At 71.6% G+C, this 12990-nt stretch carries 15 protein-coding genes; 12 read left to right on the top strand and 3 right to left on the bottom strand.

What is annotated here, in order from left to right; translation table 11 throughout:
* The first annotated feature begins 81 nt into the window (after positions 1-81).
* From OG289_RS12550 to OG289_RS12520, 7 genes are all read left to right on the top strand, one after another.
* Entirely contained in the window at positions 82-1218 is a 1137-nt protein-coding gene (locus OG289_RS12550) for a ParA family protein (RefSeq protein ID WP_327314086.1), read from the top strand.
* A complete protein-coding gene (locus tag OG289_RS12545) occupies positions 1203-1790 on the top strand; it encodes a hypothetical protein (protein ID WP_327314085.1) in 588 nt (195 codons plus the stop codon). The genes OG289_RS12550 and OG289_RS12545 overlap by 16 nt, the downstream gene beginning before the upstream one ends.
* 18 nt (positions 1791-1808) lie before the next feature.
* Entirely contained in the window at positions 1809-2870 is a 1062-nt protein-coding gene (locus tag OG289_RS12540) for a segregation and condensation protein A (RefSeq protein ID WP_327314084.1), read from the top strand.
* A 53-nt stretch (positions 2871-2923) separates the two neighbouring features.
* Complete coding sequence (gene scpB, locus OG289_RS12535) at positions 2924-3496, top strand: SMC-Scp complex subunit ScpB (RefSeq protein WP_327320656.1); 573 nt, start codon at positions 2924-2926, stop codon at positions 3494-3496.
* Positions 3496-4590 (top strand): pseudouridine synthase, encoded by a 1095-nt coding sequence (locus OG289_RS12530; RefSeq protein ID WP_327314083.1) that lies wholly within the window; start codon positions 3496-3498, stop codon positions 4588-4590. The genes scpB and OG289_RS12530 overlap by 1 nt, the downstream gene beginning before the upstream one ends.
* Before the next feature lie 81 nt (positions 4591-4671).
* Complete coding sequence (locus tag OG289_RS12525; RefSeq protein ID WP_327314082.1) at positions 4672-5391, top strand: NUDIX hydrolase; 720 nt, start codon at positions 4672-4674, stop codon at positions 5389-5391.
* Complete coding sequence (locus OG289_RS12520) at positions 5388-6410, top strand: ADP-ribosylglycohydrolase family protein (RefSeq protein WP_327314081.1); 1023 nt, start codon at positions 5388-5390, stop codon at positions 6408-6410. The genes OG289_RS12525 and OG289_RS12520 overlap by 4 nt, the downstream gene beginning before the upstream one ends.
* Before the next feature lie 20 nt (positions 6411-6430).
* Here OG289_RS12520 and OG289_RS12515 read toward each other — a convergent pair whose 3' ends face one another.
* From OG289_RS12515 to OG289_RS12505, 3 genes are read right to left on the bottom strand one after another with little or no spacing between them, the layout of a single operon-like run.
* On the bottom strand, positions 6431-6850 hold the full coding sequence (locus tag OG289_RS12515; RefSeq protein ID WP_327314080.1) for a Rieske (2Fe-2S) protein: 420 nt from the start codon (positions 6848-6850) through the stop codon (positions 6431-6433).
* Positions 6847-7431 (bottom strand): DUF6529 family protein, encoded by a 585-nt coding sequence (locus tag OG289_RS12510; RefSeq protein WP_327314079.1) that lies wholly within the window; start codon positions 7429-7431, stop codon positions 6847-6849. The genes OG289_RS12515 and OG289_RS12510 overlap by 4 nt, the downstream gene beginning before the upstream one ends.
* 51 nt (positions 7432-7482) lie before the next feature.
* A complete protein-coding gene (locus OG289_RS12505; protein WP_327314078.1) occupies positions 7483-8142 on the bottom strand; it encodes a hypothetical protein in 660 nt (219 codons plus the stop codon).
* A gap of 213 nt (positions 8143-8355) precedes the next feature.
* Between OG289_RS12505 and aroH the strand changes: the two genes are divergently transcribed.
* The 5 genes from aroH (at position 8356) to der (ending at position 12937) form a co-directional block, all read left to right on the top strand.
* Entirely contained in the window at positions 8356-8718 is a 363-nt protein-coding gene (gene aroH / locus OG289_RS12500; RefSeq protein WP_327314077.1) for a chorismate mutase, read from the top strand.
* Entirely contained in the window at positions 8715-9800 is a 1086-nt protein-coding gene (locus tag OG289_RS12495) for a prephenate dehydrogenase (RefSeq protein WP_327314076.1), read from the top strand. Before aroH ends, OG289_RS12495 begins: the two co-directional genes overlap by 4 nt.
* Before the next feature lie 237 nt (positions 9801-10037).
* Positions 10038-10724, top strand: a complete 687-nt coding sequence (gene cmk, locus OG289_RS12490) for a (d)CMP kinase (RefSeq protein WP_327314075.1) — start codon at positions 10038-10040, stop codon at positions 10722-10724.
* 56 nt (positions 10725-10780) lie between these two features.
* Positions 10781-11368 (top strand): lysophospholipid acyltransferase family protein, encoded by a 588-nt coding sequence (locus OG289_RS12485; protein ID WP_442819078.1) that lies wholly within the window; start codon positions 10781-10783, stop codon positions 11366-11368.
* Positions 11369-11455: 87 nt separating this feature from the next.
* A complete protein-coding gene (gene der / locus OG289_RS12480; RefSeq protein WP_327314073.1) occupies positions 11456-12937 on the top strand; it encodes a ribosome biogenesis GTPase Der in 1482 nt (493 codons plus the stop codon).
* Positions 12938-12990: the final 53 nt, after the last annotated feature.

The following is a 12990-nucleotide window of genomic DNA, read 5'->3' as shown; positions in this document are numbered from 1 at the left end:
TCTAGAAGTTTCCTGGTCACCAAGGAGGTAAGACGACTTGTGAATGAGTCGACATTTTCTCCCGGGGGTGGTCATCCAGGAATGCTTACGCGGGGCACGGGTTCCGCGGGGCTCGAGGCTGTCGGCTCCGTCGCTGTCCGAACCTTCGCAGCCCATCAGAGCCAGACCAGTCCCCTATTGGCTCAGACAGCACCCCAGAGCATGGATGGCCATCACGTGAACGCCATGGCCGGCGACGGAAGTGGCGCGCCCCACAACCACTTCGCCGACTACGACGAACTGCCCGACGGGCACTTCTACGATCCCGACGCCGAGTACGAGCCCGACCCGGAGTACGCGGCCACGCTCGCGCCCGACGCGGCCCGACAGCGCCGTGAGCGCGTCGGTCCGACCGGACGCCCGCTGCCGTACTTCCCGATCCCGGGCCCGCTGACCCAGCACGGTCCCGCGACGATCATCGCGATGTGCAACCAGAAGGGCGGCGTGGGCAAGACGACGTCGACCATCAACCTGGGTGCCGCGCTCGCGGAGTACGGCCGTCGCGTACTGCTCGTGGACTTCGACCCGCAGGGCGCGCTGTCGGTCGGTCTCGGTGTCAATCCCATGGAGCTCGACCTCACCGTCTACAACCTGCTCATGGAGCGGGGCATGGCGGCGGACGAGGTGCTCCTGAAGACGGCGGTCCCCAACATGGACCTGCTGCCCAGCAACATCGACCTGTCGGCCGCCGAGGTCCAGCTGGTGTCCGAGGTCGCGCGCGAGTCGACGCTCCAGCGGGCGCTCAAGCCGCTGCTGCCCGACTACGACTACATCGTCATCGACTGTCAGCCCTCGCTCGGCCTGCTCACCGTCAACGCGCTCACGGCGGCGCACAAGGTGATAGTGCCGCTGGAGTGCGAGTTCTTCGCCCTCCGAGGTGTGGCGCTGCTGACCGAGACCATCGAGAAGGTCCAGGAGCGGCTCAACCCGGAGCTGGAGCTCGACGGGATCCTCGCCACCATGTACGACTCGCGCACCGTGCACAGCCGTGAGGTGCTCGCGCGTGTCGTCGAGGCGTTCGACGACCACGTCTACCACACGGTCATCGGGCGCACGGTCCGCTTCCCGGAGACCACGGTCGCCGGTGAGCCGATCACCACGTACGCCTCCAACTCCGTCGGCGCCGCCGCCTACCGTCAGCTCGCCAGGGAGGTGCTCGCCCGGTGTCACGCCGAGTGAGTCTGCCGGGGGCCGACGAACTCTTCCGTACGACAGGGGGAATGGCGCTTCAGCCGTCCGCGCCCCGGCGCTCCGCCAACGGCGAGGCCCGGGTGCCCGCGCCGGCCGCCGAGAGCGACGGGGTGGCGGCCGGCGGTGCGGAGGACGCGCCGCAGGCCGTGCCCGTGCGGGGCGGCGACGGCGAGGGTGCCGAGCACGCGGCGGCCGAGGCGGGCCAGAGCGACGCCGGGGAGTCCCGCACCCGGGGCGTCACCGGGGAGCGCTCCGAGCGGCGCCAGGGCGCGCAGGAAGGTTCTGCCGCGGACGCCTCCGCCGAGGGGCAGCCGCGAAAGCGTGGCCGGGCGGCCGCCCGTCGGCCCAGCGGCCGGGAGCGGCACGACGAGAAGATCACCGTCTATGTCTCGGCAGAGGAGCTCATGGACCTGGAGCACGCCCGGCTGGTGCTCCGCGGCGAACACGGGCTGGCCGTGGACCGGGGGCGCATCGTCCGCGAGGCGGTCGCCGTGGTCCTCGCCGACCTGGAGAGCCGCGGGGACGCGAGCATCCTCGTACGACGGCTGCGCGGGCGCTAGCGGTAGCCTGCGGGGGCCATGACCTCGAACGACGTCCCAGCCCCCGGCCCCGGCGCAGCAGCCGGCCGCCGGCGTGTGCTGGGGCGGGGGCCGGCGGCTCAGCCGGTGGAACGGGTCGAGCCGGTGGAACCGGTTGTGTCCGTGGAACCGGTTGTGCCGGTGGAGCCGGTTGTGCCGGCGGTTCCGCCTCCGGTACCTGAAGCCGTGCCGCCGGTGGAAGCCGCGGAAACCACCGGGGAAACCCGTGAGGAAACGCCTCAGGAAATCCCCGACGGTGTCTTCAAGGTCCGTCTCGCCAACTTCGAGGGGCCCTTCGATCTGCTGCTCCAGCTGATCTCCAAGCACAAGCTGGACGTCACCGAGGTGGCGCTGTCGAAGGTCACCGACGAGTTCATGGCGCACATCCGGGCGATGGGGCCGGACTGGGACCTCGACCAGACGACCGAGTTCCTGGTCGTGGCCGCCACGCTGCTCGATCTGAAGGCGGCCCGGCTGCTGCCCGCCGCGGAGGTCGAGGACGAGGCCGACCTGGCACTGCTGGAGGCCCGGGACCTGCTGTTCGCCCGCCTGCTCCAGTACCGGGCCTACAAGCAGGTCGCCGACATCTTCACGGACCGGCTGGAGCGCGAGGCCCGGCGCTACCCCCGTACCGTCGGCCTCGAACCGCACCACGCCGAGCTGCTGCCCGAGGTGGTCATCAGCATCGGCGCGGAAGGGTTCGCGAAGCTCGCGGTCAAGGCGATGCAGCCCAAGGCCAAGCCGCAGGTCTACGTCGACCACATCCACGCGCCGCTGGTGAGCGTGCAGGAGCAGGCCGGGATCGTCGTCGCGCGGCTCAAGAAGCTCGGCGAGGCCAGCTTCCGGGTGCTGGTCGAGGACACCGACGACACCCTCACCGTCGTGGCCAGGTTCCTGGCGCTGCTGGAGCTGTACCGGGAGAAGGCCGTCGCGCTCGACCAGGAGACCGCGCTCGGGGAGTTGCTGGTGCGCTGGACCGGTGGGGACGGGGACGCGCAGCCGATGATCACGGACGAGTTCGACCGGCCGCCCGAGGAGCCCGAGAAGGAGACGAAGACGTGAGCGAGGAGACCGTCGCCGCACTGGACCTCAAGCCGGCCCTGGAGGCCGTCCTGATGGTCGTCGACGAGCCCGCGACCGAGGAGCACCTCGCGAAGATCCTCCAGCGGCCCCGGCGGCAGATCACCGACGCCCTGCGCGAGCTGGCCGACGAGTACACCGTGCAGGGGCGAGGCTTCGAGCTCAGGCTCATCGCGGGCGGCTGGCGGTTCTACACCCGGCCCGAGTACGCGGCGGCCGTGGAGGGCTTCGTCCTGGACGGGCAGCAGGCCCGTCTCACCCAGGCGGCGCTGGAGACCCTGGCGGTCGTCGCGTACCGCCAGCCGGTCAGCCGCAGCAGGGTCTCCGCGGTGCGCGGGGTCAACTGTGACGGCGTCATGCGCACGCTGCTCCAGCGCGGTCTGGTGGAGGAGGCGGGCGCGGAACCCGAAACAGGTGCGATCCTGTACAGGACGACGAACTACTTTCTGGAGCGGATGGGCCTGCGAGGCCTGGACGAGCTCCCGGAGCTCGCGCCCTTTCTCCCCGAGGCGGAGGCGATCGAGGCCGAGACGCTGGAAGGGGTCCCGTCGTTCGATCCGGACGCACCGGACGCAGATGCAGACGACACGACGACGACGGAACTTTGATGCGAAGCAGTGGCAGCGGCAGTGGCAGGAACAGCGGGCGCGGCAAGCCCCGGGGAACCGGTGGGGGCGGCTCCCAGCCGAAGGGCGGGGGAGGGCGCGACGACAGGCCGCAGCGCCCGAGCAAGCCCCGCCCCGAGGAGCGCCGCTACGACGTAGGGCCGAGCGGCACCCATGAGGGCCCGAAGTCCGGGCGCGGCGCCTCCGCGCGCGGCGGTGCCAAGGGCGGGCCCAAGCAGGGTCAGGGCACCGGACGCGGCCGTTCGGTCCCGGCGACCTCGCGCGAGTACGAGGCGCGGGCCGAGGAGCGCAACCGCGAGCGGTACGCGGGCAAGAAGGACGTCAAGCTGCCCAAGACCTTCCCGGGCGCCGAGCAGGAGGGCGAGCGGCTGCAGAAGATCCTCGCGCGCGCGGGCTACGGCTCCCGGCGGGCCTGCGAGGAGCTGATCGAGCAGGCGCGGGTCGAGGTCAACGGCGAGATCGTGCTCGAGCAGGGCAAGCGGGTGGACCCGGAGAAGGACGAGGTCAAGGTCGACGGCCTGACGGTCGCGACGCAGTCGTACCAGTTCTTCTCGCTGAACAAGCCGGCCGGCGTCGTCTCCACGATGGAGGACAACGAGGGCCGTCAGTGCCTCGGCGACTACGTGACCAACCGCGAGACACGGCTGTTCCACGTGGGCCGGCTCGACACCGAGACCGAGGGTGTCATCCTGCTCACCAACCACGGCGAGCTGGCGCACCGGCTGACCCACCCCAAGTACGGCGTGAAGAAGGTCTACCTCGCGCACATCGTCGGCCCGATCCCGCGCGACCTGGGCAAGAAGCTCAAGGACGGCATCCAGCTGGACGACGGGTACGCGAAGGCGGACCACTTCCGGGTCGTCGAGCAGACCGGCAAGAACTACCTGGTCGAGGTGACCCTGCACGAGGGGCGCAAGCACATCGTGCGCCGGATGCTGGCCGAGGCCGGCTTCCCGGTCGACAAGCTGGTGCGCGTCGCCTTCGGCCCGATCACCCTGGGCGACCAGAAGTCGGGCTGGCTGCGCCGGCTGTCCAACACCGAGGTCGGCATGCTGATGAAGGAAGTCGACCTTTAGGGACTCCTGAAGCTCCAAGGGCTTGTGCATGACCGCACTCCCTTTTTATAGTCGTGGTGACTATAAAAAGGGAGTGCGGTCATGCTCGGCTACGACAAGTACGCCCACGAACCCTTCGCCGTCACCGTCGACCTCGCCGTCCTGACCCTGCGCGCGGGCGCCCTGCACGTGCTGCTCGTCGAACGCGGCCAGGAGCCGTACGCCGGACACTGGGCGCTGCCCGGAGGCTTCGTGCTGCCGGACGAGTCCGCGGAGACGGCCGCCCGGCGCGAGCTCGCCGAGGAGACCGGCCTGAAGGACGTCTCCGGGCTGCACCTGGAACAGCTGCGCACCTACAGCGAGCCCGACCGCGATCCCAGGATGCGGGTCGTCTCCGTCGCCTTCGCCGCCCTGCTGCCCGACGCCCCCGAACCGACCGGCGGCGGCGACGCGGCCCAGGCGCGCTGGCTGCCGTACGACGACGTGAAGCCGCTCGCCTTCGACCACAACAGGATCCTGGCCGACGCCCACGACCGGGTCGGCGCCAAGCTCGAGTACACCTGCCTCGCGACCGCCTTCTGCCCGCCCGAGTTCACCCTCGGAGAGCTCCAGCAGGTCTACGAGACGGTGTGGGGGACCGGACTCGACCGTCCCAACTTCCGGCGCAAGGTGCTCGCCACCCCGGGCTTCGTCGAGCCCGTGCCCGGCGCCGCACGTCTGACCGGCGGACGCGGCAAGCCCGCCGCCCTCTACCGCGCGGGCACCGCCACCGCGCTCCACCCGCCCCTGCTGCGACCGCCCCGGGAAGGACGTTCCGCATGACCACCTCCACCACCGTCAGGAAGCGCGCCACCGGGTCCCTGCTGGGGCTCGCACTGGGGGACGCGCTCGGGTTTCCGACCGAGTTCAACGACGTCCCGTCGATCCTCGCCAAGTGCGGGCCGTGGCGGGAGATGGAACTGCCCAAGCGCGCCTTCGTCTCCGACGACACACAGATGACCCTCGCGGTGGGGCGGGCCCTGCGGACCGCCATGGACCGGGGGCTGCTCGTGCCGGCCGCGCTGGCGCGGCCGCTGCGCGCGGAGTTCGTGGACTGGTACCGGTCGCCGGACAACAACCGGGCCCCCGGGCGGACCTGCCTGACCGCCTGCGACCTGCTCGAGGACGACAAGCGCCTTTGGCAGGACGCCAGTCAGATCGGCTCCAAGGGCTGCGGTGCCAACATGCGTGTCGCCCCCGTCGGCCTCGTTCCCGGGCTCAGCGACGAGCAGCGGGCCGGTGCCGCTCAGCTCCAGTCCGCCCTCACCCACGGGCATCCCACCGCGCTCGCCGCCTCCGACCTCACCGCCCACGCCGTGCGGCTGCTCGCGCAGGGTGCCGACCCGGCCGGTCTGCTCGGGCTGCTGCGCACGTACGCCCTGGACAACCGCTCCCGCTACCACCACCGCTGGCTCGACGACCTGTGGACCCGCAGCCAGGACCCGACCCCGGAGCACTTCATCGCGCGCGGCTGGGACGACTGCCTGGGCGTGCTGGAGCGTCTTGAGGAGGCGCTGCGCGATCCCTCGCCCGAGGCCGACCCGTGCCTGGCGGCGGGGGAGGGGTGGATCGCCGAGGAGGCCATGGCCGCCGGCCTGCTGTGCTTCCTGCTCTTCCCCGACGAACCGGTGACCGTGCTGCGCCGGGCCGCCTGCTCGTCCGGGGACTCCGACTCCATCGCCTGCCTGGCGGGCGCCTTCGCGGGCGCGTACGCGGGGGCGGACGCCTGGCCGACCGCGTGGTCGGACCGGATCGAGTACCAGGGGGAACTGGTGACGCTCGGGGCGCTCTGGGACCAGTGAGCCGACGGTGAGTCAGTGGCTCAGGCCAGCTTGATCGTGCCGCCCGTGACCGTGATCTGTTTCGCGGGCAGCGGCCCCGGTGCCGGGCCGCCGGCCACCGAGCCGTCGGCGATGCGGAACTCGCTCTTGTGGCAGGGGCAGTGGATGATGCCGTCGGCGATGCTGGCGACCGTGCAGCCCTGGTGCGTGCAGACCGCGGAGAACGCCTTGAAGTCGTCCTTCGCCGGCTGGGTGACGACGACCTTCTCGTCGGCGAAGATCTTGCCGCCGCCGACGGGGATGTCGGTCGTCTTCGCCAGTTCCTGGCCGCCGGCCGCCGACGACTTCCCGGACGAGGACGAGGAGTTGTCGGCGCCGTAGTTGCTGCAAGCCGCCGTGAGCGCCGCTGCCGCGCCGCCCGCCGCCAGGAGAACCGTGCGCCGTGTCGCGGGGAGGGTCATGTCGTCACTCCGAAGGTGCGGAAGAACCAGAGGGCCGAGGTCAGCCAGATGATCGTGAGGACGGCGAAGACGAGTCCGCCGACGATCGGCAGCAGCCATCCCGGGAGTCGCTCCGACCGGAGCAGCAGCATCTTGGCACTGAAGGCGCCGAAGAAGAAGCAACCCAGGAGGGAGTGCCACATGACGCGCGTCTCGTATGTCTGAAAGCCGAGCGCGTACAGGCAGTGCACCGCAACCGGCACGGCGATCAGGAAGGCCGCCCGGCCCGACCAGCGGTGCAGGGTCCCGGACCAGCCGGGGCCCGGCAGCTTCCCGTACAGCATCAGCGCCGATGTGAGCTGGACGAGCGCGAAGAAGATCGCGGCCGTCGCCAGCCAGGACTTCACCGCGCCCGTGCTGCTGAAGCCGGCCAGGTTGAAGGCCGTCCCGGCCGGGTCGTGGACGTTGCCGTACACGCCCAGGGCGACGGCCACCGCGGCGGCGACGAGCGCCGGGACCAGGTAGCGGGCCGGGTGCGGGCCGCCCCGCGCGGGCTCGGGGGAGGGGAAACCCTGGGTGGCGGCGTTCGGGTCGACGGTCATGAAGGCTCCCTGCTCGAAGGGGTCAGGGGTCAGGGGTCAGGCGTTCGAGGGTCAGGGGGTGGCGGGGCGGGCCGTGAGCTGCTGTCCGTCGACCGTCACCGTGCCGGTCTCCGGGTCGATGCGGGGCGCGGGGGAGGGCTTGCCGTCGCGGGTGAGGATGCCGACCTGGGTGCCGTCCTTCAGGACGATCCAGCCGCCGTCGATCTTCGCGGAGCGCACCGTGGCCGTCGCCCGCCACAGCCCGGACGGCTTCTTCGCCCGGTCCGCGGTGAACGCGTGGTGCCCGCCGCCGACGTCGACCGTGCCGTCGATCCGCTTGTTGTCGTGGAGCGTGCCGTCCAGCTTCGCGCCGTTCTTCCCCGTCAGCCGCAGTGTGCCGTCGTCCTGCACGTCGCCCTTGAGCCAGGACTCCTGGGTGCGGCCGTCGCAGAAGTACGCGATCGCCCTGCCGTCACGGACGGAGACGGCGATCGCCGCCGCGTCGTCGTCGGTGCGCCCGGCGTAGTCGGCGTTCGGGGCCGGGGCCGGGGTCCGGGAGGGAGTGGGGGAGGGGGAGGGGGAGACCGTGCTGCGGGTGGGGGCCGGGCTCGGTGACTTCTCCTCGTACGGGGACGAGGCGGTCTTCGTCCCCGTCGTCGCGTCGAGCGTCAGCAGGAACAGGCCGAGCACCAGTCCCGCGAGAAGGGTGAGCAGGGGTCCTGGACGCTTCATGTCGGGCCTTCCCCGATGCGGGTGTCCTGCCGTCAGAGTGTCATGAGAGCGCAGGCCGCACCCGTCGTAAAGGGCGTACGGGGGCGCTGTCGTCTCGGCACGCGGGCGGCGCGCACCGGACCGACCCGGGCTGACTACGCTGGATGCGGCAAGCGCCGTACATCAGCACCACCCAACACCCAGCACATCAGCACTTGAGCGAGGAGCAGCGCCGTGGCGGTACGAGCGGTCCGGGGAGCCGTCCAACTGGAACGCGACGAGGCCGGGCACATGGACGAGCAGGTCGGGGCCCTGCTCACCGCAGTCCTGGAGCGGAACTCCCTCAGCGCCGACGACCTGATCAGCATCTGGTTCACGGCCACGCCCGACCTGCACAGCGATTTCCCGGCGGCCGCGGCGCGCAAGCTCGGCATCGTCGACGTACCGCTGATCTGCGCCCAGGAACTCGACATCGAGGGCGCCATGCCGCGGGTCGTCCGCATCCTCGCGCACATCGAGTCCGACCGGCCGCGCGCCGACATCAACCACGTCTACCTCGGTGCCGCGGCCGCCCTGCGCAAGGACATCGCCCAGTGAGGACCGCGCTCGTCATCGGAACCGGGCTGATCGGCACCTCCGCCGCCCTGGCCCTCGCCCAGCGCGGCGTCGTCGTCCACCTCGCCGACCACGACCCCGAGCAGGCCCGTACGGCCGCCGCGCTCGGCGCCGGCACCGACGAGGAGCCCGAGGGCCCGGTCGACCTCGCGATCGTCGCCGCCCCGCCCGCCCACGTGGCGGGTGTCCTCGCCGACGCGATGCGCCGGGGAGCGGCCCGCGGCTACCTCGACGTGGCCAGCGTCAAGGGCGGGCCGCGCCGCGAGCTGCAGGCGCTCGGCCTCGACCTGTCGGCGTACATCGGCACGCACCCCATGTCGGGGCGGGAGAAGTCCGGGCCACTGGCCGCGACCGGCGACCTGTTCGAGGGACGCCCCTGGGTCCTCACCCCGACCCGGGACACCGACACCGAGGTGCTGAACCTGGCCCTGGAGCTGGTCTCGCACTGCCGGGCCGTCCCGGTGGTCATGGACGCGGACGCCCACGACCGCGCGGTGGCGCTGGTCTCCCACATGCCCCACCTGGTCTCCAGCATGGTCGCGGCGCGCCTGGAGCACGCCGAGGAGGCCGCCGTACGGCTGTGCGGGCAGGGCATCCGGGACGTCACCCGGATCGCCGCCTCCGACCCCGGGATGTGGATGGACATCCTGTCCGCGAACCCCGGCCCGGTCGCCGACCTGCTCACCGACGTCGCCGCCGACCTGGACGAGACGGTGCAGGCCCTGCGCGCCCTCCAGTCCTCCGACGACGCCAAGCGTCGCGAGGGCGCCGACGGCATCGAGGACGTCCTGCGCCGCGGCAACGCCGGCCAGGTCCGCGTGCCCGGCAAGCATGGGGCCGCTCCGCGGGTGTACGAGGTGGTCGCGGTGCTGATCGACGACCAGCCGGGGCAGCTGGCCCGCATCTTCGCCGACGCCGGTCTGGCGGGGGTGAACATCGAGGATGTTCGCATCGAGCACGCGACGGGGCAGCAGGCGGGTCTGGTGCAGTTGCTGGTCGAGCCGAAGTCGGCGCCCGTTCTTTCGGCGGCGTTGCGGGAGAGGGGCTGGGCGATCCGGCAGTAGGCACCCGGCGTGGGTGTGGGCGTTGCCGGGCGCTGCCGCCCCCAGACCCCCGTTTCGGCCCTGAAGGAGCGTCGTCCCCCGCTCCCCGGAGTGGGACCCCCCAACGGGCTGGAAACACACCGGCGCCGATCAGGCACCCGACGCGCGGCCGGACGAGTGACCGGTGCCCGGTAACCTTGTGCGGGGCACAGTCGCGCCCCGTACATCCGCCGCCTCGCACCAGGAAGGTGTCCCCCCGTGGAAAACGGCGCCGCCCAGCCCGTGATTGTCGCCATCGACGGCCCCTCCGGCACGGGCAAGTCGAGCACGTCCAAGGCCGTGGCCGCCCGGCTCGGGCTGAGCTACCTGGACACCGGCGCCCAGTACCGGGCGATCACGTGGTGGATGGTGAACAACGGGATCGACATCGAGGACCCCTCGGCGATCGCCGCCGTCGCCGGTAAGCCGGAGATCCTCTCCGGCACCGACCCGGCCGCCCCGACCATCACGGTCGACGGGACGGATGTGGCCGGGCCCATCCGCACCCAGGAGGTCACCGCCAAGGTCAGCGCGGTGAGCGCCGTACCGGAGGTGCGGGCCCGGATCACCGAGCTCCAGCGATCGCTGGCGGCCTCCGCCGAGCGGGGGATCGTCGTCGAGGGGCGGGACATCGGTACGACCGTGCTGCCCGACGCCGATCTGAAGATCTTCCTCACCGCCTCGCCGGAGGCCCGTGCCGCCCGCCGCAGTGGCGAGCTGAAGGGCACGGACGTCCACAGCACCCGTGAGGCGCTGATCCGGCGGGACGCCGCCGACTCCTCCCGCAAGACCTCTCCGCTCGCCAAGGCGGACGACGCCGTCGAGGTGGACACCACCGAGCTGACGCTGACCCAGGTCATCGAGTGCGTCGTCACCCTCGTCGAGGAGAAGCGGGCCGCGAAGTGAGCGAGCTGCCCTCCGAGAGGGGCGCCGAGGTCGGGCGGCGGATCGGCGTCGGCCTGATGTACGGGCTGTGGAAGCCGCGCGTGCTGGGCGCCTGGAAGGTGCCCGCGAGCGGCCCGGTGATCTTCGCGGTCAACCACTCCCACAACATCGACGGCCCGATGGTCATCGGCGTGGCGCCCCGGCCCTCGCACTTCCTGGTCAAGAAGGAGGCGTTCGTCGGCCCCCTCGACCCGTTCATGACCCGCATCGGCCAGATCAAGGTCGACCGCGAGACCACCGACCGCAAGGCGATCACCCGCGCGCTGGGCGTGCTGGAGAACGGCGGGGTCCTCGGGATCTTCCCGGAGGGCACCCGGGGCGAGGGCGACTTCGCCGCCCTGCGCGCCGGGCTCGCCTACTTCGCCGTCCGCGGCGGGGCGCCGATCGTGCCCGTCGCCGTGCTGGGAAGTTCCGAGCGGCGCGGACGGTTGATAAAGGCGCTGCCGCCGCTGCGCTCCCGGGTCGACGTCGTCTTCGGCGACCCCTTCGACGCGGGCGACGGCAGCGGACGGCGGACCCGCAAGGCGCTCGACGAGGCGACCGAACGCATCCAGAAGCAGCTGGCCGACCACCTGGAAAACGCCAGGCGCCTGACAGGGCGCTGAGCGACACTGAATACCGAGTAGTGGATCAACCCGAACGAATCGGGTGCTCCACCGATCACCACGAATGAACGACGAGGTACGGACTTCATGAACGACCACACCCAGCCCGACGGCTCGGACGGCTTCGAGCACGATCACGGGGCGCTCGGCGACGCCGAGTACGCGGAGTTCATGGAGCTCGCCGCGGTAGAGGGCTTCGACCTCGAGGACGTCGAGGGGGCGATCGAGGCCGCCGGCCACGGGCCGCTGCCGGTGCTCGCCGTCATCGGCCGCCCGAACGTCGGCAAGTCGACCCTGGTGAACCGGATCATCGGCCGCCGTGAGGCCGTCGTCGAGGACAAGCCGGGCGTCACCCGCGACCGCGTCACCTACGAGGCCGAGTGGGCGGGCCGCCGCTTCAAGCTCGTCGACACCGGCGGCTGGGAGCAGGACGTCCTCGGCATCGACGCCTCCGTGGCCGCGCAGGCCGAGTACGCGATCGAGGCCGCCGACGCCGTCGTCTTCGTCGTCGACGCCAAGGTCGGCGCGACCGACACCGACGAGGCGGTCGTACGTCTGCTGCGCAAGGCCGGCAAGCCCGTCGTGCTGGCCGCCAACAAGGTCGACGGCCCGAGCGGTGAGGCCGACGCGGCCTACCTGTGGTCCCTGGGACTCGGCGAGCCGCACCCGATCTCCGCTCTGCACGGCCGCGGCACCGGCGACATGCTGGACGCCGTCCTGGAGGCGCTGCCGGAGGCACCCGAGCAGAGCTTCGGGACCGCGGTCGGCGGCCCGCGCCGCATCGCGCTCATCGGCCGCCCGAACGTCGGCAAGTCCTCGCTGCTGAACAAGGTGGCGAACGAGGAGCGCGTCGTCGTCAACGAGGTCGCGGGCACCACCCGCGACCCGGTCGACGAGCTGATCGAACTGGGCGGCGTGACCTGGAAGTTCGTCGACACGGCGGGCATCCGCAAGCGTGTCCACCTCCAGCAGGGCGCCGACTACTACGCCTCGCTGCGCACCGCGGCCGCCGTCGAGAAGGCCGAGGTGGCGGTCATCCTGATCGACGCCTCCGAGTCCATCTCGGTCCAGGACCAGCGGATCGTCACCATGGCCGTCGACGCGGGCCGCGCGCTCGTCATCGCCTACAACAAGTGGGACACCCTCGACGAGGAGCGCCGCTACTACCTGGAGCGCGAGATCGAGACCGAGTTCGCTCAGGTGGCGTGGGCGCCGCGGGTGAACGTCTCGGCGCGCACCGGGCGGCACATGGAGAAGCTCGTCCCGGCGATCGAGACCGCCCTCGCCGGCTGGGAGACCCGCGTGCCGACGGGCCGGCTGAACGCCTTCCTCGGCGAGCTGGTCGCGGCCCACCCGCACCCGGTCCGGGGCGGCAAGCAGCCGCGCATCCTCTTCGGCACCCAGGCCGGCACCAAGCCCCCGCGCTTCGTCCTGTTCGCCTCCGGGTTCATCGAGGCGGGCTACCGGCGCTTCATCGAGCGCCGGCTGCGCGAGGAGTTCGGCTTCGAGGGCACTCCGATCCATATCTCGGTGCGGGTGCGCGAGAAGCGCGGCGCGAAGAAGAAGTAGAAGAAGAAGTAGCGGCGACGAAGACGTAGCGGCGACGGCGACATGGCTGGAGG

This window comes from Streptomyces sp. NBC_01235 (assembly GCF_035989285.1).
Lineage (GTDB): Bacteria > Actinomycetota > Actinomycetes > Streptomycetales > Streptomycetaceae > Streptomyces.
The sequence above is the reverse complement of the archived record's forward strand: the minus strand, read 5'-3'. Positions and strand labels throughout refer to the sequence as shown.